The organism is Agrobacterium sp. 22-223-1, assembly GCF_053522385.1.
This window is the reverse complement of sequence record NZ_JBNWCN010000001.1, coordinates 1,199,351-1,221,941: the sequence shown is the minus strand read 5'-3', so window position 1 is coordinate 1,221,941 and position 22,591 is coordinate 1,199,351. Positions and strand designations below refer to the sequence as shown.

General features: G+C 58.9%; 26 protein-coding genes and 2 tRNA genes. 14 read left to right on the top strand and 14 right to left on the bottom strand.

Annotated features, from left to right (window positions below; all coding sequences use genetic code 11):
* Positions 1-7 precede the first annotated feature (7 nt).
* On the bottom strand, positions 8-2,278 hold the full coding sequence (gene uppB, locus ACQZ60_RS06060; protein WP_448734910.1) for a polysaccharide biosynthesis protein UppB: 2,271 nt from the start codon (positions 2,276-2,278) through the stop codon (positions 8-10).
* A 210-nt stretch (positions 2,279-2,488) separates the two neighbouring features.
* Between uppB and uppC the strand changes: the two genes are divergently transcribed.
* The 6 genes from uppC to ACQZ60_RS06030 all read left to right on the top strand — a co-directional run bounded on the left by uppC (position 2,489) and on the right by ACQZ60_RS06030 (position 8,287).
* Complete coding sequence (uppC, locus tag ACQZ60_RS06055; RefSeq protein WP_003521548.1) at positions 2,489-3,061, top strand: polysaccharide export protein UppC; 573 nt, start codon at positions 2,489-2,491, stop codon at positions 3,059-3,061.
* 16 nt (positions 3,062-3,077) lie between these two features.
* Positions 3,078-4,220, top strand: a complete 1,143-nt coding sequence (uppD, locus tag ACQZ60_RS06050) for a polysaccharide biosynthesis type 4 glycosyltransferase UppD (protein ID WP_448734909.1) — start codon at positions 3,078-3,080, stop codon at positions 4,218-4,220.
* Positions 4,221-4,443: 223 nt separating this feature from the next.
* Positions 4,444-5,997 carry a polysaccharide biosynthesis glycosyltransferase UppE gene (gene uppE, locus ACQZ60_RS06045; protein WP_080852228.1) on the top strand — a complete coding sequence of 518 codons (1,554 nt, stop codon included), beginning with the start codon at positions 4,444-4,446 and terminating at the stop codon, positions 5,995-5,997.
* Positions 5,994-7,235, top strand: coding sequence for a polysaccharide biosynthesis O-antigen ligase family protein UppF (gene uppF, locus ACQZ60_RS06040; protein ID WP_448734908.1), 1,242 nt, complete (start codon positions 5,994-5,996; stop codon positions 7,233-7,235). The genes uppE and uppF overlap by 4 nt, the downstream gene beginning before the upstream one ends.
* A gap of 79 nt (positions 7,236-7,314) precedes the next feature.
* Complete coding sequence (locus ACQZ60_RS06035) at positions 7,315-7,464, top strand: hypothetical protein (protein ID WP_003521552.1); 150 nt, start codon at positions 7,315-7,317, stop codon at positions 7,462-7,464.
* Between the two features lie 172 nt (positions 7,465-7,636).
* A complete protein-coding gene (locus tag ACQZ60_RS06030) occupies positions 7,637-8,287 on the top strand; it encodes a hypothetical protein (RefSeq protein ID WP_448734907.1) in 651 nt (216 codons plus the stop codon).
* A 71-nt stretch (positions 8,288-8,358) separates the two neighbouring features.
* Here the strand turns inward: ACQZ60_RS06030 and ACQZ60_RS06025 are convergent, their stop codons facing one another.
* Positions 8,359-8,895: a DUF1269 domain-containing protein gene (locus ACQZ60_RS06025; protein WP_003521556.1), complete on the bottom strand. Its 537-nt coding sequence runs from the start codon at positions 8,893-8,895 to the stop codon at positions 8,359-8,361.
* Positions 8,896-9,126: 231 nt separating this feature from the next.
* Here ACQZ60_RS06025 and ACQZ60_RS06020 point away from each other — a divergent pair.
* From ACQZ60_RS06020 to ACQZ60_RS06010, 3 genes are all read left to right on the top strand, one after another.
* Positions 9,127-9,203 (top strand) — tRNA-Pro (locus tag ACQZ60_RS06020).
* Positions 9,204-9,341: 138 nt separating this feature from the next.
* The gene (locus ACQZ60_RS06015; protein ID WP_020811146.1) at positions 9,342-9,602 is read left to right on the top strand and encodes a hypothetical protein; all 261 of its coding nucleotides are present in this window, start codon (positions 9,342-9,344) and stop codon (positions 9,600-9,602) included.
* Between the two features lie 103 nt (positions 9,603-9,705).
* Entirely contained in the window at positions 9,706-9,909 is a 204-nt protein-coding gene (locus tag ACQZ60_RS06010) for a hypothetical protein (protein WP_020811145.1), read from the top strand.
* 69 nt (positions 9,910-9,978) lie between these two features.
* On the opposite strand, the gene ACQZ60_RS06005 is transcribed toward ACQZ60_RS06010, so the two are convergent.
* The 7 genes from ACQZ60_RS06005 to ACQZ60_RS05975 all read right to left on the bottom strand — a co-directional run bounded on the left by ACQZ60_RS06005 (position 9,979) and on the right by ACQZ60_RS05975 (position 15,668).
* Entirely contained in the window at positions 9,979-10,476 is a 498-nt protein-coding gene (locus ACQZ60_RS06005; RefSeq protein ID WP_448734906.1) for a ferritin, read from the bottom strand.
* 67 nt (positions 10,477-10,543) lie between these two features.
* Positions 10,544-10,999, bottom strand: coding sequence for a pseudoazurin (locus ACQZ60_RS06000; protein ID WP_142779054.1), 456 nt, complete (start codon positions 10,997-10,999; stop codon positions 10,544-10,546).
* Positions 10,996-11,817: an ABC transporter ATP-binding protein gene (locus tag ACQZ60_RS05995; RefSeq protein ID WP_448734905.1), complete on the bottom strand. Its 822-nt coding sequence runs from the start codon at positions 11,815-11,817 to the stop codon at positions 10,996-10,998. The genes ACQZ60_RS06000 and ACQZ60_RS05995 overlap by 4 nt, the downstream gene beginning before the upstream one ends.
* Positions 11,814-12,866 carry a FecCD family ABC transporter permease gene (locus ACQZ60_RS05990; RefSeq protein WP_448734904.1) on the bottom strand — a complete coding sequence of 351 codons (1,053 nt, stop codon included), beginning with the start codon at positions 12,864-12,866 and terminating at the stop codon, positions 11,814-11,816. Before ACQZ60_RS05990 ends, ACQZ60_RS05995 begins: the two co-directional genes overlap by 4 nt.
* Before the next feature lie 112 nt (positions 12,867-12,978).
* Complete coding sequence (locus tag ACQZ60_RS05985; protein WP_448734903.1) at positions 12,979-14,091, bottom strand: ABC transporter substrate-binding protein; 1,113 nt, start codon at positions 14,089-14,091, stop codon at positions 12,979-12,981.
* 296 nt (positions 14,092-14,387) lie between these two features.
* Positions 14,388-14,942: a dual specificity protein phosphatase family protein gene (locus ACQZ60_RS05980; protein WP_003521565.1), complete on the bottom strand. Its 555-nt coding sequence runs from the start codon at positions 14,940-14,942 to the stop codon at positions 14,388-14,390.
* A gap of 138 nt (positions 14,943-15,080) precedes the next feature.
* Complete coding sequence (locus tag ACQZ60_RS05975) at positions 15,081-15,668, bottom strand: YqaA family protein (RefSeq protein WP_059752579.1); 588 nt, start codon at positions 15,666-15,668, stop codon at positions 15,081-15,083.
* A 511-nt stretch (positions 15,669-16,179) separates the two neighbouring features.
* On the opposite strand from ACQZ60_RS05975, the gene ACQZ60_RS05970 reads away from it, so the two are divergent.
* On the top strand, positions 16,180-16,824 hold the full coding sequence (locus ACQZ60_RS05970) for an exopolysaccharide biosynthesis protein (protein ID WP_448734902.1): 645 nt from the start codon (positions 16,180-16,182) through the stop codon (positions 16,822-16,824).
* 3 nt (positions 16,825-16,827) lie between these two features.
* Here ACQZ60_RS05970 and ACQZ60_RS05965 read toward each other — a convergent pair whose 3' ends face one another.
* Positions 16,828-17,106 (bottom strand): hypothetical protein, encoded by a 279-nt coding sequence (locus ACQZ60_RS05965; RefSeq protein WP_020811139.1) that lies wholly within the window; start codon positions 17,104-17,106, stop codon positions 16,828-16,830.
* A gap of 176 nt (positions 17,107-17,282) precedes the next feature.
* Here ACQZ60_RS05965 and ACQZ60_RS05960 point away from each other — a divergent pair.
* Positions 17,283-17,357, top strand: a tRNA-Asn gene (locus ACQZ60_RS05960).
* Between the two features lie 85 nt (positions 17,358-17,442).
* Here ACQZ60_RS05960 and ACQZ60_RS05955 read toward each other — a convergent pair.
* Positions 17,443-17,802, bottom strand: a complete 360-nt coding sequence (locus tag ACQZ60_RS05955) for a DUF2934 domain-containing protein (protein ID WP_020811138.1) — start codon at positions 17,800-17,802, stop codon at positions 17,443-17,445.
* 168 nt (positions 17,803-17,970) lie between these two features.
* Here ACQZ60_RS05955 and ACQZ60_RS05950 point away from each other — a divergent pair, with 168 nt between their 5' ends.
* Positions 17,971-18,210: a hypothetical protein gene (locus ACQZ60_RS05950; RefSeq protein WP_448734901.1), complete on the top strand. Its 240-nt coding sequence runs from the start codon at positions 17,971-17,973 to the stop codon at positions 18,208-18,210.
* A gap of 69 nt (positions 18,211-18,279) precedes the next feature.
* On the opposite strand, the gene ACQZ60_RS05945 is transcribed toward ACQZ60_RS05950, so the two are convergent.
* The 3 genes from ACQZ60_RS05945 to ACQZ60_RS05935 all read right to left on the bottom strand — a co-directional run bounded on the left by ACQZ60_RS05945 (position 18,280) and on the right by ACQZ60_RS05935 (position 19,800).
* The gene (locus tag ACQZ60_RS05945; protein ID WP_003521571.1) at positions 18,280-18,723 is read right to left on the bottom strand and encodes a TIGR02594 family protein; all 444 of its coding nucleotides are present in this window, start codon (positions 18,721-18,723) and stop codon (positions 18,280-18,282) included.
* 113 nt (positions 18,724-18,836) lie between these two features.
* Positions 18,837-19,394: a methylated-DNA--[protein]-cysteine S-methyltransferase gene (locus ACQZ60_RS05940; RefSeq protein WP_020811136.1), complete on the bottom strand. Its 558-nt coding sequence runs from the start codon at positions 19,392-19,394 to the stop codon at positions 18,837-18,839.
* Between the two features lie 136 nt (positions 19,395-19,530).
* Entirely contained in the window at positions 19,531-19,800 is a 270-nt protein-coding gene (locus ACQZ60_RS05935; RefSeq protein WP_003521573.1) for a DUF982 domain-containing protein, read from the bottom strand.
* Between the two features lie 189 nt (positions 19,801-19,989).
* On the opposite strand from ACQZ60_RS05935, the gene ACQZ60_RS05930 reads away from it, so the two are divergent.
* Entirely contained in the window at positions 19,990-21,429 is a 1,440-nt protein-coding gene (locus ACQZ60_RS05930) for a cryptochrome/photolyase family protein (protein WP_020811134.1), read from the top strand.
* 122 nt (positions 21,430-21,551) lie between these two features.
* Positions 21,552-22,589, top strand: a complete 1,038-nt coding sequence (locus ACQZ60_RS05925; RefSeq protein WP_003521575.1) for a cysteine synthase A — start codon at positions 21,552-21,554, stop codon at positions 22,587-22,589.
* The last annotated feature ends 2 nt before the right edge of the window (positions 22,590-22,591 follow it).

The following is a 22,591-nucleotide window of genomic DNA, read 5'->3' as shown; positions in this document are numbered from 1 at the left end:
CCTCGCCTCAGGCCGCGCTCAGATGGTCCGGCTTGCGCATGCCGGTCATCGGCAATGCCTGTTCATAGCCCTCAGCAACCAGTTCACCGAGCGTCTTTTCCAACAATTCGCTATCCTTGCCGGGAACCGAGACAATGATTTCCGCCGGCAGGTTGCGCAGCATTTTCCCGAGGCTCGAAATCTGCACCGCGCCGCATTCGACGAGGACGGTATCATAAGCGTCGGAGAGCGCGCCGAGGATCATCGTCAGACGGTCTATCGCGCGCATGGCCTCACGCGGCTGCGCATTGCCGCGCGGCACGATATGGGCGTCGGACAGGCGGTCGCCGTGAATGGTTTCACCGAAGGCGGCAGCGCCGGCCAGAAGGTCCATGACACCGGGAAGCCCGGCTTCCGGCGCCATCAACCGCGTCGGACAGGCTGACGCCGTCATGTCGACGAGAACGACCGAACGGCCCATTTCGGACAAAGCGCGCGCCAGCATGACGGACGTGGTCGAACCGCTATCACCAGCCGGAGACACGATTACGGCGACCGGTTTGGCAAGGCGGGTGGCGAGGAAACCTGCGACCGCGTCGATGGAGAAATCGTCATCGGTATCGATTTCCTCCTCCATTGCCTCCTCTTTCGCAGCCGCGACATCTTCCACCGGCAAGGTCGGCATGGCAGCAGCAGCGGCGACGGCCGGTAGATGTCGTTCTTCCTCTTCGGCAACGGGCTGGTATGCCGCGACCGGCATGGCCCGAGCAGCGGGCTGTATGGTTTCATGGCGCGCGGCTACAGACTGTTCCGGCACGTCCGTGGTCTTATCCGGATCGGCTGGAGCACGCGAAGGAGAAGGCGGATCGGAGAGCGGCGGAACCTGATTCCTGCCCATCGGCTTCAAAGCCCGACCGGTGAAAAGTTCCACCAGCATGACGACGATGCAGGACAGCAGAAACGCCGCCAGCGTCACGACGATGGTGATGGCGCCCGTCTTCGGGAAATAGGGTTCGCGCGGCTCCACCGCCGTCGAGATGACGCGCGCATCGGCCGGCGTGGAATCCACCGAGCCGGCGCGCGATGTCGCTTCGCGGTAACGGGCAAGATAGGTTTCCAGAAGCTGCCTTTGCGCCGAGGCCTCCCGCTCCAGATCGTTGAGACCGACCTGCTGTTCGCCCGCACGCACGCTTTCCGATTTCAGCATGTTCAGCTGCTGGACCAGCTGCCGTTCCCGCAGGCGCGAAACATTGGCCTCGTTTTCGAGACTTACCAGCACCTTGCGGGTCTCTTCCTGAATCTGCCGCTGTATGCCGTCGAGCTGGTTGCGCAGCGCGCGGATGCGCGGATGGCCTTCCAGCAGCGAGGATGAGAGATCGGAAATCTGGCTGCGGATCGTCGTTTCGTTTTCCTTCAGCCTCTGGATCGTCGGGGAACCGACGACATCGGGAAAAGTATCGAGCGGGCGGCCGCTTGCAAGCGCGCTGCGCACGCCTTCCGCCCGCGCCTCCGCATTGGCGCGCTCTCCGCGGATACGGCCAAGTTCGGTGGAGATATCGCCGAGCTGACGGGTGGCGAGCGTTTCGCCCTGCCCCGCCGAGAGAAGATCGGAGGAGGCGCGGTAATCCGCGACCTTCCTGTCGGCCTCGCGCACCTTTTCGCGCAGATTGGCGATTTCCGGCTCCAGCCAGCGCGCCGCTTCCGTGCTTGTATCCAGCTTCGCGCCGCTTTGCAGGGCGATATAGGCCTTCATCATCTCATTGGGGATGGCGGCGGCAAGCTTGGGGTCCTGCGAGGAAAATTCGACCGTGATGACGCGCGAGCTTTCGACCTGATAGACCTGCAGCTTTTCCCGGAAGGCCTTCAGCACCCGCTCTTCGGGCAGCACCTGAAGCGGGTCCTTCTTGATGCCGACGGCGACCAGGAGCTGCGAGATGAGCGAAGGATGGGCCTCCGGATCGAATTCATCCAGCTCGTAGAGCTTCATGTCTTTGGCGACCTGCTTGATGAGGTCGACCGATTGCAGGATCTGCACCTGGCTGGAAACGGTCAATTCATCGAGCACGGGTTCGGCGGGTGCATTGGACTGCTGCGAGGCGCCGAAGGAGGCCGCGCGGGATTCGATGAGCACGCGCGCCTCGCCCTTATAGGCGGGCGACATCATGCTTGAGATTACGAAGGCGGCGCCTCCCGCCAGAAGCGTGATCGCCGCGATCCGGCCCTTGCGCTGCCATATGGCCGCGACAAGCTGCGCAAGGTCGATATCCACATCCCTGTCGTCAATGCGATCGCCGTTCATGCGGGCTCCGTAACCGAGACAAACCTCGGGCGCTCAAATATAGATGGTCAATTTTCGCGAAGTTTAAGTCTTGCCGGTAACACAACAGTTAATCCCGGCGAATCCGACGAAATAAAGCCGATATTACCACCGCTCGCGCTGCTCGTTTACCGCACATTAACCCTAACAGAACGATAAGAATGATCAAAGTTCGACTCGGAGCCAGATGAGATGCCGCTCGCCGGATCACGACATGTCACCGCACTGACGCTCGCCGTTCTGACGGCCCTTTCCGGCTGCGCGGCATATCAACCCGCTCCGAGGTCCTTCAACGAGGCCGCCCTGCAACCCTATCATGTCGATAGCGGCGACAGGCTGCGCATCAACGTGTTCGAGCAGACCGGGCTGACCAATACCTATACGGTCGATCAGGCCGGCTATGTCGCCTTCCCGCTCGTCGGCCAGGTTCCGGCACGCGGCAAGACCCTGCCGCAGCTCGAAGCCGCCATCGCCGCCAAACTGCGCCAGGGTTATCTTCGCGATCCGGACGTGACGATCGAGATCGACCGTTATCGCCCGGTCTTCATCATGGGCGAAGTCGGCCGTCCCGGCCAATATTCCTATGTGCCGGGCATGACCGTGCAAAACGCCATCGCTATTGCCGGCGGCTTCACCCCGCGCGCCAATCAGGCCGATGTCGACATTACCCGCAAGATCAATGCCGAGGTGATGACCGGCCGGATCGGTATCACCGCGCCCATTCTGGCCGGCGATACCGTCTATGTACGTGAACGCTTCTTCTGAAAACGGAGTGGCGAACGTGTCGGATGACGGCCCTCCCCTGCGCATCATTCACTGCTTCCGCTCCCCGGTGGGCGGTGTCTTCCGCCATGTGCGCGACCTCATCGAAGAACATGTGAAACAGGGCCACAAGGTCGGCATCGTCTGCGACAGCTCCACCGGCGGCGCGCATGAGGAACGGCTTTTCGCACAGATCACCCCGATGCTGGAGCTTGGCCTCACCCGCCTGCCCATCCGGCGGTCCATCAGCCCCGGCGACCTCATGGCGCTGTGGAAATCCTATAAGCACATCAAAAGTTTGCGGCCGGACATTCTGCACGGGCACAGCGCCAAGGGTGGCGCTCTTGCCCGGCTGATCGGCTCACTCCTGCGGGCGAACAGGTATCGCGTAGCCCGCCTCTATTCACCGCATGGCGGCAGCCTGCATTACGCCAGAAACAGCCTCAAGGGGCAGCTTTTCCTGCGGCTGGAGCGGTTTCAGGAGCATTTCACCGATGCGCTCTGTTTCGTCTGCAATTTCGAGCAGGCGACTTACGAAGCCAAGGTCGGCAGGCCACGCACCCGCACCGCGATGATCTATAACGGCGTGCAGGAAAGTGAGTTCGAAACCGTACCTGCCCGCGAAGATGCGGCCCGTTTTCTCTATATCGGCATGTTGCGCGACCTCAAGGGACCGGATGTCTTCATCAGGGCATTTGCAAAAATGGAACGCAGCATCGGCCAGCCGATGACCGGTGTGATCGTCGGCGACGGACCGGACAGGGACAAATATGCGGAGATGATCGACAAGGCCGGGCTTTCCCGACGGATTTCCATGCATGCGGCAATGCCCGCCAGACAGGCCTTCGAACTGGCAACGACGGTGGTGGTGCCGTCGCGCGCCGAAGCCATGCCCTATATCGTGCTCGAAGCGCTTGCGGCGGGAAAAACGGTCATTGCCTCGCATGTCGGCGGCATTCCCGAAGTCCTTGGAGAAGACAGCGAGGCGCTCGTGCCGGCTGGCGATGCCGATGCGCTGGCACGGATCATGGTCAAGGATGCCGAGGATGCCGGCTGGGCGCAGCGGATCATGCCTCGCCCGGACAGCTTCAAGGCGAAATTTTCAACCCCGGTCATGGCGGATGAGATGATGAAACTCTATCGCGACCTGTTATCGACCTAATAGCCATTTCAAAAACACGATTTTTAATTGTATATTCCGGCCGTCCTGTAGAAACTCATCATAAACGTTTCTTAGCATGTTTCGGCTAGTTTCCTGCTCGTAGAGCGCGCGTGTCCATTCGGATGCACAAAGGGCGCTCTACCACTTTGAGGTTGCGCATCGTTCCGGTCGAAAATCCAATGCGATTTTAAGGCCGATGCGCTGGAGGGTGCGGACCAAAGCAATGACCAAGACTGACAAGGACAGACTGCAATTCGATCTGGCGTCATTGCGCAAGAAACTCTCCGACCATGAAGCCGGCGGGGCTTCGGCCTCCGAAACCGTCGTTCTCAATCCGCTTGCACGGCAGATCGCCAACCAGCTTCGCGCCGGCAACCATTCGCCCAACATGGTGATCGGGCAATTGCGGCTTCTGGAATTCACGATGCTCGTCGTCATCGCCGCCATCGTCAACGGCATTGCAGCCGATCGCGGTCTCGAAACCTTTCTGTCGGTTTTCGGCGGCGGCGTGCTGGGGGCGGCGCTCTGCGTGTTTCTGTTGCAGGCCGGTGATTGCTATCAGCTTCCGACGCTGCGCACGCCGCTGAAGATGTTCGCGCGCATTCAGGGCGCAGTGTGCCTCTCCTTCGTGGGAATTGCCTGTTTCCTTCTCCTCTTCTTTCCCGATGCGCTGCATTCCTGGCAGGCCTTCGGCATCTGGTATGCAACGGGTGCGGTGGCGATCTTCGCCGGGCGGCTGATCCTCGGCTTCGCCATTCGCCACTGGGGCCGCAACGGCGTCATGGAACGCCGTGCCGTCATCGTCGGCGGCGGCGATACCGCCAAGGACCTTATCCGCTCGCTGGAGCAGCAGTCCGATAACGATATCCGCATCTGCGGTATCTTCGATGACCGGAAAAGCGCCCGTTCTCCCGAGGTTGTCGCCGGCTATCCCAAGCTCGGAACCTTCGCGGAGCTGGTGGAATTTGCCCGCCTGACGAAGCTGGACATGTTGATCATCGCCCTGCCGCTCAGCGCCGAGGCGCGCATTCTCCAGCTTCTGCGCAAGCTGTGGGTGCTGCCGGTCGATATCCGCATCGCAGCACATGCCAATAAATTGCGTTTCCGCCCCCGCGCCTATTCCCATGTCGGTAAGGTGCCTATGCTCGATGTGTTCGACAAGCCGATCCGCGACTGGGATTCGGTGGCGAAACGGGTGTTCGACATCACCTTCAGCCTCATCGGCATCGCCCTTTTATGGCCGGTGATGGTGGGCGCGGGAATTGCCGTGAAAACAACCTCGAAAGGCCCGGTTCTTTTCAAGCAGAAGCGCCACGGCTTCAACAATGAGACGATCAACGTCTGGAAGTTCCGTTCCATGTATACGGAACTCAGCGATCCGACCGCGAAAAAGGCCGTGACGAAGAACGACCCGCGCGTCACGCCCGTCGGCCGCTTCCTGCGCAAATCCTCGATGGACGAGCTGCCGCAGCTTTTCAACGTTCTTTACGGCGACCTTTCGCTCGTCGGGCCGCGCCCGCATGCCGTTCATGCCCAGACGGGCGACCTGAAATATACCGAGGTGGTGGAACACTATTTCGCGCGCCACAAGGTAAAGCCCGGTGTTACCGGCTGGGCGCAGATCAACGGCTGGCGCGGCGAGATCGACCATGGCGACAAGATCAAGTTCCGCACCGAATACGATCTCTATTACATCGAGAACTGGTCGCTGTTCCTCGATCTGAAAATCCTGTTCCTCACGCCGATACGGCTGCTGAAATCGGAAAACGCCTATTGACCCACACCGGCTACCAGCACGCACCGGATTTCGACGCGCCGCTGGCCGCCATGCGGCTCGTCGGTTCGTTCTTCATCGCATTCGGCGTGTTCCTTTCCGGTTTCGTCATTTCCGAGCCGGCGCCCTATGAGCTGATGATGGTGGGACAGGTGGCCCTGTGGTTCCTGCTCGGCCTTCGCCTTTCGCGCACCGTAATCCTGCTTCTGTGCCTGCTGCTTGCCTTCAATGTCGGCGGTTATCTTTCGCTCACCACCATGGCCGATCTGGATGAGGGACCACTTTATCTCGCCGTCTCGACCTTTCTGGCGCTGACCTCGGTTTTTTATGCGGCGATCATCGAGGACAAATACCAGCGGCTGCTTTTGATTTTCCGGGCCTGGCTTGCGGCGGCGCTGATCACCGCCCTGCTCGGCATCATCGGATATTTCCACGCCATTCCGGGTTTCGAGGTCTTCACCCTTTACGACCGCGCCAAGGGCGCGTTTCAGGACCCGAACGTTTTCGGTCCCTTTCTGGTGACGCCCTCGCTTTACCTCATTTACGGCCTTCTCACCGGCAAGGCGATGCATGCGCCCTGGCGGATCGCCGGGCTGCTCATCCTGTCGCTTGCTGTGTTCCTGTCGTTCTCGCGCGCGGCCTGGGGCCTGTTTCTGTTCGCCACCATCCTCCTCGTCTTCGTGATGCTGCTGAAGGAGCGGACGGCCGCGTTTCGCCTGAAAATCCTCGTGCTGTTTCTCGTCGCCGCCGGGCTGATGGTCGCGGCGGTCATCATCGCGCTGCAGTTCAAGCAGGTGGCGGACCTGTTCTCCAGCCGCGCTTCGGCGGTGCAATCTTATGACGGCGGCCATCTCGGGCGTTTTGCCCGCCACTATCTCGGCTTCCTGCTCGCCATGGAACACCCGCTCGGTATCGGCCCCATGGTGTTCGACAATATCTTTCCCGCCGCCGAACATAATATCTGGCTGAAGAGCCTGACGACGCATGGCTGGTTCGGTTTCGTGATCTATCTCGTGTTGATCTGCTGGACCATTGCCGCCGGCTTCAGGCATCTGCTGCGGCCAAGGCCCTGGCAGCCGTTCCTCATCATTTGCTGGGTAACTTTCGTCGGGCATGTGATGATCGGCGCCGTCATCGATACCGACCACTGGCGACACTTCTTCCTGTTGCTCGGCATATTGTGGGGATGCATGGCGCTCGAAAAACGCGAAAGCCTGCGCCGCCGCACGCGTGCCGCCTAAAACACTTGCCCTTACGGAACCTTACACCATTTCATGCGTTTAGCCCCGGATTCTGATTGTCAAACGGGGAGACATCTTAATGACGCAGACCAATAATCTCTATCTCATCATCGGCGCGCTCATCGTGGTCATCGCAGGCCTTGGCATTTATGTCTGGCACGAGGAAAGCAAACCGAAGGGGATCGAGATGAATATCGGCCCGAACGGCGTCTCCGTTCAGGAAAACTGATCCGCAAGCGTCGCGCAAAGTCCGGCCATTAAGACCGGGTGCATCCCAAGCCGAACACGGCCGGGATTCGCCCGGTCTTCTTATGAGAGGAGACGAAAGGCGGGATCGATGCCCGCCGAGCCGGTTCGATACGAATGATGCGTATCGCCCGATCAAGGAAACAGCTAGCGCAATGGTCTCCTCCATCGACCTGTCCACACGCCTCACCGCCACCAGACTGGCCCTCAAGGCCATCAAGGAGCAGGAAGACAATTCCGCCGCAACATCCTCCTCAACGCGGACATCTCTCCTCGATTCCTACGGGCTGGACACCTCCTCCTCCTCGTCTTCCACCAACACGCGGCTCACACAGCTTCTGGCGCAATATGCCCAGACCTCGAACGAGGATGCGCAGACCGACGACACGGATACCCAGCTTTCTTCCGGCGATATTACCAAGGCCGATTTCATGAAGGAGCTGAAGGAGACGTTGGAAGACCTGACCGCGGATCCGGACAAGGCTTCGCAGGCCAAGGCCATGCTGGAGGCTTTGACGGCCGGCACGCTGACCGTCTCCGATCCCGCCGAGGGTGCGCAAATCAAGGCCTGGGATGTGGCTTCCGATACAGAAACCACCTCCAGACCGGCCTCGGATATCGCCATGACGGGATGGAGCGACTTTCTGAAAGACCATCTCAAGCGCGACGGCTCGGCCTATGCGAGAAGCGAGACTGGCGCCTATGTCGATACTATTTCCGGCGACAACGCGTTTTTCGGCAGCGTCGGCAGCCGCTATTATTATCTCACCTGGCCGCAGGCGAAAAACGGCACTTTGACCGTATAAGCCGAATTCCCCGATGCCCGAGCGGATGGCTGCGACATGGAACCTGCCGCAGCCTCGCTTTCATCGTCTGCTCAGACGGCAGGTGCGGCAGCCGGTTCGGCTCCGCCGGAAAGCGCCTTTTGCAACTGCGCTTCCTGCGCCGGCGACAGCGACGTCTTGATGACCCGCCCGCGCAGGCCTTCGAATTCCGCCAGCACCTTTTCCGGCTGCACCTTGCGGATCAGCACGAACAGTGCCGAAGAACCGTTGGGAATGGTCTCGCCGAGCGATTTGATGAAATCGTCATCGATACCGAAATCCGTCAGCGAGCCAGCAAGAGCGCCCGTGCCGGCACCGATGGCGCCGCCGATGGCAAATCCCGCCAGCGGATTGAGGAACAGCAGGCCGACGAGGCCGCCCCAGAGACCGCCGGACAGGAAACCGGAGCTTGCGCCGATCGCCGTCAGATTGACGCTCTGTTTCAGATGCACCTTGCCATCTTCATCGCGAACGACAACCACGGCATCTTCCAGATCGACCAGATATTCCTTTTTCAGGCCTGCAAGCTTCAGAAGCACCCTGTCGGCCACTTCCGTTCCGTCAAAACCAACAACGACGAGTTCGGACATAGTTCGTCTCCCTGAGTTTCAATTCCGCTGCGATTGAACGCCGAAGCGGGCGGCTTGTTCCGGCAATGATGGAAAGAGGATGTGTCATGCGTTTGACGGCCGCCCATCCGGTGTAAGCATCGGGCTGCTTAGTCCCCTTCTGCGCCATCCACACCCTTTGCTCCTTTTTTTATGAAAAGACCATTTTCCGCTTGCGCCCTAACAGGCTTATATATAAACGGCTTTCAGGTTCGGAGCGTAGCGCAGCCCGGTAGCGCACTTGACTGGGGGTCAAGGGGTCGTGGGTTCGAATCCCGCCGCTCCGACCATTAAAATCAGATAGATAGCCAGTTCCCCCAGAGCTGGCTATATTTGTTTCAGCTATCTGGTAACCCGCGCCATGCGCGAATTTAAAAGCCCGGATTGGGCTATACGTTTGTCCAGGCCTGAGAATGAGGTGTGCCGCGATGGCCAAAAAAACGAAAATAGAACACTCAGAATTCTCGGGCGAGTTTGAAGACGACGGCATCACGGTTCTGGTTGATATCTACCGGCCCGCTGGCACCCAGCAGGATTGGACGCTCGAAGTCATCAGCGAGCACGACGATGTCACCACCTGGGACGAACCCTTCGCGACCGACAAAGACGCCTGGGAAGAATTCCTGGCCACGTGTGAGAAAGACGGGATTCGCAGCTTTCTGGATGGCGAGGATCCGTCGGTCCATTAACGTTCAATTCCGCAGTGCCGGACTGTAAAGGGCGACGCCCATTGCCTTGTTGACTCTCTGCTAAAATTAGAACATTTAGTGAACAAAAGAGAGGTCATCCACTATGTCCGACGCTGAAAAAATCACCCCCATACGGCCCGACGACATAGCCGGATATGTCATCCAGTGTCATGACGGCGATGCGAAGGCGGCTGTCGAAGCTCTTCTTGGCGAAATCGAGCATCTGCAGGAACAGCTTTCCCTGGCGGTCGCCATTATGGGAAAGGGATATACGCGCGGATGGACGCCGGATATCGGACGCGATTGAGCCGACGGCCTCCACTCCACAAGCCGTGTTCGATGCAGCTTGTGGAGCGCAAGAAAACTGGCGCAGCAATCAGCCCTTGTCCGCCAGCAGACCGATTTCGCGGTCGATCAGGTAAAGGGCATTGGGGCCGTCGCCGATCAGCTCGATCTTGCCGAGTATGGTGCGGCAAAGGCTGTCTTCCTCATGCTGTTCATCCACAAACCATTGCAGGAATGAGGTGGTAGCGTGGTCTTTTTCCACGTGGGCAAGATCGACTGCCGCGTTGATGGCGGCGGTGACACGGGATTCGTGCTCCGTCACGATGGTGAACAGCCCCTTGATGTCGTTTGCCGTGACCTGCGGCGCCGGCAGTTCGGAAAAGGTGACGCGCGCGCCGAGATCGTTCAGGAAGCCGAAGATGCGGTGCATGTGCTCCAGCTCTTCCGCCGCGTGGCCGAGCAGGAATTTATAGCAACCGTCGAGATTGCGTTCCGCCGCCCATGCGGCCGCCTGAAGATAGGCGTGATGGGCGCGCAGCTCGCCATTGAGGAGATCGTTCAGCGTCGTTTCGATCATTTTGTTTGCCATGGTTTCATCCTTGGTTTCGGGGTTGAAGAAGCGGGTTTGCGGTTGGCGCGGCCTGAAAGGCGGGGCGTTATTGTGCGGGCGTCACCTGCCCCAGCGCCGCCTCCAGCCTTTCGCTCTTCATGACGAGCTTGGGCCGCAGCTTCTCGGCCTTTTGTCTGACGGCTTCGAGATTGACGGGCTTGCCGACCTGAATGATGCCGATCATCGCCATCATCAGATGCGGCGGGCAATAATAGAGATAGACGCCCTCCTTCTCGACGGTGACGGTGAAAGCCTCATCGAGCTTGCTTTTCCAGGGGCTAACGCCGTCCGGAACCGCATAGGACTGCACATAGTGGCTGGAATTTTGCGGCACGAAGGTAATGGTGTCGCCCGGCTCCGCCTTCACATAGGAAGGCTCGAACACCATGCCGCCATCCTTGCCGTAATTGAGCATCAGGATCTTGTGTTCTGCGGAAAGGGATGGCGTGACGGGCAGGATTACGGCCAAAGCGGTGGCAAGCGTCATCAAAAATCGTTTCATGCAATTATTCCTTCAAGGGTTTTGAAATGTTCGAGCGGTGGGTCGCCCGCCGGCTGGATGACGGGATTGCCGCTCCGGTCGCGCAACACCTCCACGGCAACGCCATAGGTCTCGGAAATGAGCTTCGGCGTGACGATATCGCCCGGTGCGCCGGTCGCCTTCAGCGTGCCCTCCGAAATCACCAGCAGGTTGTCGGCATATTGGCAGGCGAGGTTGAGATCATGCAGCACGACAAGCGTCACCCAGCCATTGGCGCGGGTTTCCTGCCGCACCAGATTGAGAAGCGCCACCTGATGCTTGAGGTCCAGCGCGCTGACCGGCTCATCGAGCAGCATCGCCTGCGGCTCCCGCATCAGAACCTGCGCAAAAAGCGCCATCTGCCGTTGCCCGCCGCTGAGCGAGGCGATCTCCCTGCCCGCCAGATGGGCTATTCCGGCCTGATGCAGGCGTGTCATGGCCAGATCGAGCGTTTCGTCGTCGATGTGCAGCGAAAGCCGGCCGAAGCGGCCGAGCGCCACCACCTCCAGCACGCTGAGCGCTATATCGGCGGCCGTATCCTGCGGCATATAGGCGAAGCGATCCCGCCAGTCCCTTATGTGCCGCCCTGCCCTTTCCCCGGCCTGAAGGCGACGATCGCCGAGGCTGATCGCGCCGGCGGCGAGCGGCAGATCGCCGAAGATCGCTCTGAGAAGCGTCGTCTTGCCCGTTCCGTTCGGGCCGATGACGGCGTGGATTTGCCCGGGTTCCAGACGTGCCGAGAGGTCTCTCACAATAACCTGCCCGCCACGCTCGACGGAAATATTATCCAGAACCATCATCGGCCGCGCCTCTTCGGAGCGAAAATCAGCCAGAGGAGAAACGGCACGCCGACAATGGCGGTGACGATGCCGACCGGGAACAGAGCGCCGGGAATGATCGATTTGGAGAGAATCGAGGCTGCCGAAAGCATCAGCGCGCCGCTCAGTACCGACATCGGCAAAAAGAAGCGCTGATCCTCGCCCACCGTCATGCGGGCGATATGCGGAGCGACCAGCCCGATGAAACCGATGACCCCGACAAAACTCGTGGCCGTCGCGGTCATGATGGCGACGATGATGAGAACCTTCATGCGCAGCCGGCGCACATTGATGCCGAGGCTCGCCGCCCGCATTTCCCCCATCCTCAGCGCCGTCAGTTTCCAGCAATCCGCCATAAGCAGGGCGCAGCAGAAGGCGGTGACGGCGGCTGTCAGGCCGAGCGTTGGCCAGGTCGCCTTGGTCAGGCTACCGAACAGCCAGAAAAGAATCTGCTGCGACAGTTCCGGCGAGGACAGGAACTGAATGAGCGACAGCAGCGACTGAAACAGGAAAAGAAGCGCGATACCGCCGAGAATGATGGTTTCGGCCGTCATCTGCCGCATGGAGGCCAGCATGAAAAGGAAAAGCGCGGCGAGCATGGAAAAGACGAAAGCGCCGAGCGGAACGGCAATCATGGCATCCAGCCCGAGACCGCCGAGCGCAAACACCAGCGCAGCGCCAAAGCCCGCCGCAGCCGCCATGCCGAGCGTATAGGGGCTTGCCATGGGATTATTAAGCAAGGTCTGCATCTGCGCGCCGCCGGCGCCGAGCGCCGCCCCGACGGCGAGCGCCATCAGCGCCATGGGCAGGCGAAGGCCGCGCACGATGGAATCGGTCATCGCCGCCCGTTCGCCAAGGCCGGTCAGCGACTTCACCACTTCGGCGGGCGACAGCAGCGAGGGACCGGTGGCGATATCAAGAACGAGGCTCACCGCCATCAGCACGAAAAAGACCAAGACGACGCGCCAGCGACGACGTTCACGCAGCCGGTGCGCACCGATGGCTTCGGCATTGCGGGCGGCAATTGTCATGGAAAACCTGTTTGAAAAAGACGCTGAAAAGCGGACGCCGTGCAGTGGCGTCCGCAAAATTTAACCTTCAGCGGCAAGCAAATGTGCTTTTCCGCCGCCGGCGACAGAACCATCAATCCTTGACGGCGATGGCAAAGGTGCCTTCAGGCGTGACCGGCAGGTACTTCCTGTAATAGCCGAGATAGTTGGCGATCGGATCGACATCCTTGAACTGCTCGGGATAAAGCTGCTTGGCGATATATTGCACCATGGCGAAATCGGAGAGCGTGCGCGACGCGCCCTGATAGACACCGAACAGCTGACCGTTCTTGATGGCCGGCACTTCACTCCAGCCCTGACGGGTTTCGAAGGCCTTGAGCTTTTCGCGGGCATCCGCAGCCTTCACCGCCTGCCCCATCGGCAGCGCCGCGGGGTTCTTGTTGTTTTCACGGCCGGAAATGAAGATGGCGTCAGGCTTCGAAGCCAGAACCTGCTCGGGATTGATCGGCCCCCACCACTCGACGAAGGGTGCTGCGATATTGTCGCCGCCAGCGGCGGTGGACATGGCGCCCCACATGTTCTTGCCATAGGTGAAGGAATATTCGGCCGGTCCCTTATTGCCGAATTCGACATAGACCTTCGGTTTCGGCTGACCGGATTTCGCCACCCGTTCGGCGACATCCTTCAGCGAACCGGCGTAGAATTCGGCAATTTCCTTGCCGCGCTGTTGCTGGCCGGTGAGTTCGCCGAACAGCCGGGTGGAGGCGACGTGGCGCTCGACCGTCTGGGCGTTATAGTCGACGACAACGACGGGAATGCCCTCTTCTTCCAGACGGTCGGCATCGAGACCGAGCGCCTTATATTGCCAATCCGCCAGGATCACCAGATCGGGATTGAGGCTCAGCACTTTTTCGACCGAGAAGGTCTGGGCTTCGACTTCGCCGACATCGGCAATATCTGCAAGCGAAGCGCGGTTGGAGAGATGCATTTTCCAGTTGGCGGGAACCCAGCCTTCCCATGCTTCGCGGGAAATGCCGACGACGGAATCATAGGCCTTTTCGCCACCGACCGCCATGTAGTCCTCGAAATAGAAACCGAGAACGACGCGTTTTGCAGGAAGATCGACCTTTACTTCGCGTCCGATGACGTCGGTGATGGTCTTCTCTGCGGCGGTGGCGGAAGGTGCGATAAAGAAAACGGATAAGAACGATGCGGCAAGGCCGCCGATAAATGTTTTGCGGGTCATGATGCGATCCAGAAGTTGAAACAATGCCGCTGTATAAAAGGTGACACTATGAGTCAACTTAAATCGCAAGATCACATAAGTTGCTAATATAAAAATGAAAATTGTCATTTCCGGTAAAAATGCATGCAGGGAAATATTGCACTGGGCGACGGCAATAGATGCTGCGCCGCCGCGCCCTCAGCCGGCTGCGACCTGCGGATTGCGCCCCTCCCGATAACCTCCGTCATCGAGACAGGACGCAAGATTCCGTTCAGATCATTGAAGTGTGCCCTGTGGGAAATGCGCCCGAGCCGACTTCAGAACTCGTTGGAGGCGATGGCGAAATCGTCGACGACGGGCATCTTTTCCGCGTTTTCCCAGGTCCGGTCCATGGCGTAGGTTTCTGAGAGATAGGGAATGCCGATATGGCCGAAGCGGAAGGAAAGCTGGCTTTCCGCCTGTTCCTCATCAAGCTTTGCCACGCGGCTGAGATAGAGCGCGGTGGCGAGGCCTGTCCTGTCCGCACCGGCCTTGCAATGAATAAGAATGGGCTTCGGCGCATCGCGCATGATGGCGACAAGTTCGTTGACCCTGTTCATGTCAAGCTCCTGGCTTGCCGACATGCCGAAATCGATATGATTAAGTCCCAGCTCGCGGGCGGTTTCGACCTCATCGCGATACCAGGCCTTGGATTCATTCGCGCCGCGCAGATTGATGACCGTCCTGATACCGTGGTCTTTGGTATAGCGGACGAGCTGCTCATTGCTCGGCTGGTTGGAGCGATAGAGCTGCCCCGCGACAACCTCGTGAAAATTGCCCAGGAGCTGAATGGCGTAGAGATAACCGCCTGCCGCAAGCACAGCAATACCCATGCCCCCAAAGGAGCACTTCCAGAATCTTCTCATAATAAAACGGTTCCCTCATTCGACGAGAGAACCGATACAGGCGGATTCTGACAGTAAGCTGAAAGTTATGCGACAGTATTGTAAGAGTAGAAAATTTGCGCTTGATCAACGCACGAAAACGTAAACCGCATAGACCGCGATGAGTGCGGCGGCGGCCGCCGCGGTGATGGCGCCAAGGCGTTTTTCGATGAAATGACGCACCGATTCCCCGTATTTCTGCAGCAATCCGGCAAGGATGAAAAAGCGTGCGCCGCGCGTGACGACCGCCGAAAGAATGAACAGGCCAAGGCTGATATTGGCCGCGCCGGAAAGGATAGTCACGACCTTGATCGGCGGCAGATGCGCAAGCCCCGATGTCACCAGCAGGAGAACGATGGTTTCGTAATCCACGGAGTTCTTCAGATGCTCGAAGCTGTCGAGCTTGCCGTAAAATTCGAGAATGGGTCGGGCGATGCTTTCAAAGGCATAATGACCGAGGAACCAGCCGGCGATGCCGCCGAGAACCGAGGCGACAGTTGCCACGAGCGCATAAAACATCGCCTTTTTCGGCCTGGCCAGCACCATGGGCAGGAAAAGCACATCGGCAGGCACGACGAAGATGGAGCTTTCCACGAAAGCCACGATTGCCAGCCACCACACGGCGGTTTTGCGCGCGGCGAGCGCCATCGTCCAGGCGTAGATGTTTTTCAGCATGTCGTGTCTCCGGGGAAGAGTGTTGCGGAGTGAAGGCGGGCGGGAGCCAAGGCATATCGGCGGTGATTCATGCGGTTGCCAGCGGGCCGGAGAGACCAACCCCGAATGAGGATTAGAGACAACGCAAGAGAATGGCAAATGTTGGAAAATTTATTTTTGCATCGCAAAAAATCATAAAGACGAGCATTTCCAGCCCTCACCGCAAGCCGGTTGTTGCAATGCGAAATTTCACCCTGCGGTAGATGAACTCGCCTTTTTGCTGTAGAATACGAGGTGGAGGAATGAGGAGGAAGTTATCATGGACTATGTAAACTTCGTTACATCGATCAATCCGGTCATACTTGTCATTCTGCTGGTGGTTCTTCTTGCAGGCGCCTACAGCAACTGGGTTTCGCACTGATCCAGGCGAACCGCGCGACCAAATGTGATGAGGCTCCTTTTCTATCGGCGATAGGCATCGGGCCGGATGGATGTTATCAATCCCGGAGTTAAACAACTTCCGGGAAGCCGCATGACGAACGAATTCGCATTCACTGATACGTCTGAAAAGCTCAGCACGACGCTTGAGAAGCTGATAGGAAAGCTGCAGGGTCAGACGATCACGTTGCGCGAGTTGATGGAAGCGATCGGCGAACAGGGCCTTTTGCTTATCTGCGCAATCGCCTCCCTGCCTTTTCTCATCCCGGTTTCCATTCCCGGCGTCAGCACGGTCTTTGGTGCGGCGATCATTCTTGTCAGCCTCGCAATCACCCTCAACCGCCTACCATGGCTGCCGGCAAAAATCCTCGACCGGCAGATGGAGACGGCAAAGCTCGTTCCAGCCCTTCAAAAAGGCGTCGCCATCGTCTCCAAGCTCGACGGTTTCATCCGCCCGCGCATTCCCGCGCTGACGAGCGGCATCATCGCCAACCGCATAAACGGGCTTGCGCTGATGACAGCGGGCGTATTGCTGATGATGCCGCTCGGCTTCATTCCCTTCTCCAACACCCTTCCAGGCGTTGCGATCCTGCTTTTTTCAGCCGGGATGATTCAGAGGGATGGCGTCACCGTGCTCGGCGGCTACCTGTTTCTGGGGCTGACGGCGATTTATTTCGCAGCGCTCGCCTATGCGGCCTTCTGGGCCAGCCAGGGCATCAGCAGCTCCATCGGCGCATAAGACCTATTGCCGGCCACCATTGCGGGTGTCGCGGCGGTTCTGCCGCGATGCCCACCAGACCGCCAGCCGTCGCCGCTGGCGGCGAACCGCCGGCAGATCGTGGGAAAGCACGACGAGACCGAGCGGAATCATCCAGAAGCCGAGAACGGGCAGGAAACCCAGCGTTCCGCCCACCACCAGCGCCGAGCCCGTCGCAATCCTGCCGACGCGCGAACGCGGCATGGCAAAGCTCCATTTTCCGACATGCAGGCGGTGCGTTCTGTGGTCGATACCGAATTTCATTCCATCCTGCCCTTTTGCATCTGGCCTGTGGATAATTTTTTCACCGGCGATAAGCCCGGAAAATCGGGACTCTGGAGGGATAAAACAAGAGGAATGCGTTTTTTTTGAAAAAACCGCTTGGCAAATCGGAAAAGCATTTGTATTACCCCGCTCACACCGCGCCAAGCGGTGGACGTTCCCTGGTAGCTCAGCGGTAGAGCATTCGACTGTTAATCGACAGGTCGCCGGTTCGAATCCGGCCCGGGGAGCCATTTCTCTCAAAACATGTGATGAAGAGCGTAAGACGGCTTTCTTCCCGGCCGGATTGACGTATCGCGCTTTTTGCGCCTGAAGACTTCAGGCTTTCTTCGGTGCGCGTTTCGTTGCCCGTGTTGTATTGGTGAGCGCCGGTGGATCGCTTGCGGGGAAACTTTCTTCAAGGCTCTCGGTCAAATCGTCATCCTTCTCGGGATGAGATGCCTTCTGCTCTTTCTGAAGCGACTTTACGGCCGGTGACTTCGGTTTTTTGGCCGGTGCTTTGGCGGCGGGGGATTTTTTTGTGCCGCTTTTGCTGGCCGATTTCGTCTTGCCTGCGTTACTGGAGACTTCCTGCTCCGCTTCCATCCAGTGCCGTTCGTGGTGTCCCTCCGGTCTTCCTTCCTTCTCCCATATTGCGCGGGCTCTTTCCCGGATTTTGGCTTCGCGATCGTGGTCCATAACGGCCTCCCTCTTTTCGTGGCACCGGCTTTATTCTGCCCATGGAAAACCCGAAAAAGCCAGAGTTTGTTCCGCCTCCGACAGCCGTAAATGCGGATTTCGCGAGGAGCGAAGGAACCGCCCTTGCCGGCCGATCGTTTGCTTCCCGACAACAGCAGGAGAATTCCGATGACCGGCACCAGGCCCAGAAATCCCGAACCTCTCGATATTCAACAAAAAGACGTGGCGAATTTTGAAACCGACAGCGAGCTGAAGTCCAAAGACAGTGAAATCTATCCGGATGAATCGATCAGCCTTCGTGCCCGCAGGCAAGCGGCGCGGCAGCATGAGGATGCCTTTATCGTGGCAACCGATCTGGAAGACGACGATCAGCGCGACGCAGCGCCGGGCACCAGAGAGCAACCCTAGGCCCAAAAACGGAAAAGGCGGGTCAAAGCCCGCCTTTATCGAAAAATGCCGTCAAAAATGTCAGGAGATTTATCGGCGGACCGAAACGATGGCCTTGCGGTTGAAGTTCGACACCTGCACCCGGCCGGACTGGTTGCCACCAAGGATCTGGGCGGTCTTGCCGCTCATGCTCTTCAAAATGCCGGCATGGTAACCACGGCCGTTGCGAATGACGACGACATCGCCGGGCTTCGCCTGACTGACGGGCACGGCATAACCGAAGGATGTCCAGGACTTCGCAAATCCATAGGATTTGGGAGATTGCCGGCCGGCCTTGCTGGCGACCGCATGCAGGAAAAGGCCGCACCATGGGGTGCTGCGGGGATTTGCGCCAAGAATGTTCTTGAGGCTCTTGTTGTTCTTGGACTCATGCAGCCCAGTGTATTTTTCTGCCTGGTTCAGCATGCCGGCAGAGGCCGATGCAGCAACTGTAAAAGACAAGGCAACCGATAGAATTAACGCGGATACTCTCAAACGTCTCGCCCTTATGTTAGAGGGCGCCCGTGTATTGTGACAATTTAGCGACAATTTGACGAGAAATGGGCAGAAATCAGACGCCTATTCATGTGCGCTGATCTGTCATTGCTTCAAAACAGGCTGCCCTGCGCCTCATCGACGCGGCTGCGGCCGGCATTTTCAAGATCCAGCATACGCAATTTGGTGGTGGTTCCGCCCGGTGCGGAGAAGCCGCCAAGCCTGCCGCCGGCGGCAAGAACCCGGTGGCAGGGAATGATCAGCGGCACCGGATTTTTCGCCATGGCCTGACCGACATCGCGGGCTTTTTCCATGCCGAGACCGAGGGTCTTTACGATGCCGCCATAGGTCGTCGTGTCGCCCCAGCCGATCTGCCGCGCAACGGCGTAAACATCGAGGAAAAAGCGCTCCTGCCCGGCGAGATCGAGTTCGACGGCGGTAAAATCGATCTCCTCGCCGCCGAAATAACGGGTGATCATTGCAATCACCTCACGCGTGCGTGTTTCGGGAACGGCGATGGAGGCGGATGGCAGGCGCTTCTGGAGGAGTTTTTCGGTCTCGCCGGCGTCAGAGCCGGGCAACTGCAGGCGCACAATGCCCCGCCCCGCCCATGCAAGGCCGCAATGGCCGAGGGCTGTGGGAAAAACAATATAGCCGTAGTGGTTGCTCATTGCCGTCGCTCATCCGCTTTTTCGCATGCACGATGCCATATCCCGCATTCGAAACAACCCGTTTCCTGCTCCTCAACAAACAAGGCCACCCGTTTTTTGGCGGGTGGCCTTATACGCATCAGTTCCGAAAATCCGTTCAGGACGCGATTTTGCCCGGTTCTTCCACAAGGCACTGCGCCTGCCGGCTGGCGGCAACGAAGGCCGTGCGGGCAATTTCCCCCGCCACGTCGCCCATCAGCGAGGCGCGGCACAGACGCAGCGCCTGTTCATGCACCTTGTCGCCACGCTCAGGCCATTCGTGCTGGAGAAAATCGAAGGCTTCGTAAACGCCATTGAAAATCCTGGGAGCACCGTTTTCAAGGGAGATGGTAACGGGCTTTTCCCACTTAACGTCATTCAGCAACATTGATTGCACTTCCATGCTCTATTAACCCGCGACAAACGCCGGCTCCTCCAGTTGGTTCCCTTTATCAGCGGTTTCAAGGGCGAAAAAATAACCCTCGAAAAACCATGCGCCTCCATCTTTCCATTCTAGCCGATTTGCGGAACAAAGCGTTTCAACACTCGTTCAAGCGGAAGTGAACCGGGTCCTTTCATGCCGACAACAGCCTCCCCCGCCATCGTCTGGTTCCGCAAGGACCTGCGCCTTTCGGACAATCTCGCCCTGCTTGCCGCCGTGGAGCATGGCGGCCCCGTCATCCCCGTCTATATCAGGGAAAAATCATGCGGCCCGCTGGGCGGCGCACAGGAATGGTGGCTTCATCACTCCCTCACGTCCCTCACCGCCGCACTGGAGAAAATCGGCAGTCGCCTCGTGCTTCTCAGCGGCGACGCCGGCGAGACATTGCGCCATCTGATATCGGAAACCGGCGCGGAGGCGGTATTCTGGAACCGCCGATACGATCCCGCCGGTATGGCGACGGACAAGGCGCTGAAACAGACGCTTCGGGATGACGGCCTGACCGTTCACAGCTTCTCCGGCCATCTGCTGCATGAGCCATCGAGGCTGCAGACGAAATCCGGCGGTCCCTACCGGGTCTATACGCCCTTCTGGCGGGCGCTGGAGGGCGGCGAGGAGCCGCATGCGCCGGCGGATGCGCCGAAGGGTCTGAAGGCGCCGGAGACGTGGCCGAAATCGGAAAAGCCCGGCGATTGGAAACTGTTACCCACCAAGCCGGACTGGGCGAAACACTTCGGCGACATATGGTCTCCCGGCGAAAGCGGGGCGCGGGAAAAACTTGACGATTTCATCGATGGCGCTTTGAAGGGTTATGAAGAAGGCCGCGACTTTCCGGCAAAGGACGCCACCTCTTTGCTTTCGCCGCATCTGGCGTCCGGCGAAATATCGCCTTCTACCGTCTGGCACGCGACGAAGGGGCTTTCCCGCCATATCGCCTCAAACGATATCAGCCGTTTTCGCAAGGAAATCGTCTGGCGCGAATTCTGCTACCACCTGCTGTTTCATTTTCCCGAACTGGACGAAAAGAACTGGAACGACAGTTTCGACGCCTTCCGCTGGCGAGACGATGAAAAATCCTTCACGGCGTGGACGCGCGGCATGACAGGTTACCCCATCGTCGATGCCGGCATGCGGCAATTGTGGAAACACGGCACCATGCACAACCGGGTGCGTATGATCGTGGCCTCCTTCCTCATTAAACATCTGCTGATCGACTGGCGGAAGGGTGAGAAATGGTTCCGCGACACGCTTGTCGATGCGGACCCGGCCTCCAACGCCGCCAACTGGCAATGGGTGGCGGGTTCGGGCGCGGACGCCTCGCCGTTTTTCCGCATCTTCAACCCCATATTGCAGGGCGAAAAATTCGACGCCGATGGCGACTATGTGCGCCATTTCGTGCCGGAGTTGGAAAAGCTTGAGCGAAAATACATCCACAAGCCGTTCGAAGCGCCGAAAGAGGCCTTGAAGAAGGCGGGCATCGAACTTGGCAAGACCTATCCGCTGCCGATCGTCGACCATGGAAAAGCGCGGGAAAGAGCGCTTGCGGCCTATGCCGACGTCAAGAAGAACGCATAAAATTGGGTATCGGCAAAATTTTGCGTGGCTAAGCCAAAGCCGGGAAGATAATTTCTTGCCTTGAGGCGGTTGTAACGGGACATAACGGCACCTAATTTCCGCTCAGACAAGAAGGCTCAATCATGACCATTCACTCCTCTGCGCTCAGTGCTATCGGCAACACGCCGCTCATCCGTCTGAAAGCCGCCTCTGAAGCGACGGGGTGTGAAATCCTCGGCAAGGCGGAGTTCCTCAATCCCGGCCAGTCGGTGAAGGATCGCGCCGCACTCTATATCATCCGCGACGCCGAGCGGCGCGGTCAGCTGCGGCCGGGCGGCACCATCGTGGAGGGTACTGCGGGCAATACCGGCATCGGTCTTTCGCTGGTCGCCAATGCGCTGGGCTATAAGACGGTCATCGTCATTCCCGAGACGCAGAGCCAGGAAAAGAAGGACGCGCTGAAGCTTCTCGGCGCCAAACTGGTCGAAGTTCCGGCCGCTCCCTATTCCAACCCGAACAATTACGTGAAGGTCTCCGGGCGGTTGGCAAAACAGCTTGCAGCGACTGATGAGAACGGCGCGATCTGGGCCAACCAGTTCGACAATATCGCCAACCGTCAGGCCCATATCGAAACGACGGCCCCTGAGATCTGGGACCAGACGGATGGCAAGGTCGATGGCTTCATATGCTCGGTCGGTTCCGGCGGGACGCTTGCGGGCGTGGCCGATGGCCTTCGCGATTTCAACCCCGACATCAAGATCGGCCTTGCCGATCCCGAGGGTGCGGCTCTCTATGAATTTTACAAGCACGGCGTGCTGAAATCCGAAGGCTCGTCCATCACCGAAGGCATCGGACAGGGGCGCATCACCGCCAATCTGGAAGGTTTTACGCCTGACTTCTCCTATCGCATTTCGGATGCGGAAGCGCTGCCGGTTCTGTTCGACCTGGTGACGAAGGAAGGCCTTTGCCTTGGCGGCTCCTCCGGCATCAACATTGCCGGCGCAATCCGCCTTGCCCGCGAGCTCGGTCCGGGGCATACAATCGTGACGATACTGTGCGACTACGGCAATCGTTATCAGTCGAAGCTTTTCAATCCGGATTTCCTGCGCTCCAAGGGGCTTCCGATTCCGCAATGGCTGGCGACGAAAAGCGAGATTGCGGTTCCGTACGAAACCGTTTGAGG